Below are 821 nucleotides of genomic sequence, written 5' to 3'. Positions count from 1 at the left end.
CTTTTAGCAGGGAATAAAGCAGGTATCAATACTATCGTTTGTACGAATGATGTTACTAAATATTCTAAATTCGAGAACTTTTTTATTAAGGTTGATTCACTAGAAAAAGTTGATTTAAAAAATATAATAAAAAAATACGATGAAAGTAGTGAAATATATGCTAATAGATGAAATTAAAGTGAGTGATATACAGATTAATAAAGATGCTAAAGACTGGAAGGAAGCTATTCATAAAGCCTCAGTGTCATTAATAGAATCGAAAAAAATATTGCCATCATATGTAGACGCCATGATTAGTGTAGTGGAGGAAAAAGGTCCATATATTGTGATCACGAAGCATATTGCACTAGCACATGCAAGGCCTGAACATGGAGTTTTAGAAAAAGGACTTTCTTTTACAACGTTCGGTGTACCAGTACCTTTTGGTTCAGAATTACTTGATCCAGTAAAACTAATCATCACTTTAGCAGCAACAGACTCAGAAAGCCACCTAGATTTGTTATCAGAATTAGCTGATATTTTAACAGATGAATCAAAAACTGAAAAAATGTTTGTAGCTAAAAATGAACAAGTGTTTTTAGACGTACTAAAATCTACTTATACGAGATAGATAAGACGTTTCTTTCAATAGATATTGGACCCTTATTAAATCAGGAATCCGTTTTTAAGAAATCAAAGAAAAAAATCGTTTGTTGCAATGTAAAAATTGAAGAAGTAGTGAGTCAGAAGATAACACTGCTTCGAAATAAAATGCATCATCTAGTTGCTAATATTTGAGGGAACTCAAAATAAAGCACAAGATTGCCTAAAGACTCCTGCCT

The 821-nt window shown here is 31.7% G+C and carries 1 protein-coding gene; it reads left to right on the top strand.

The features are described from left to right. Nucleotides 1-157: 157 nt before the first annotated feature. Complete coding sequence (locus tag WYK_RS06410) at nucleotides 158-610, top strand: PTS sugar transporter subunit IIA (protein WP_040373719.1); 453 nt, start codon at nucleotides 158-160, stop codon at nucleotides 608-610. Nucleotides 611-821 lie beyond the last annotated feature (211 nt).

This window comes from Peribacillus psychrosaccharolyticus ATCC 23296 (assembly GCF_000305495.1).
GTDB lineage: Bacteria > Bacillota > Bacilli > Bacillales > DSM-1321 > Peribacillus > Peribacillus psychrosaccharolyticus.
This window is presented reverse-complemented; position numbering and strand designations above follow the sequence as displayed.

Excerpts from the sequence above, each read along its gene's own strand:
- WYK_RS06410 (WP_040373719.1), top strand. The coding sequence starts at position 158 with ATGCTAATAGATGAAATTAAAGTGAGTGATATACAGATTAATAAAGAT.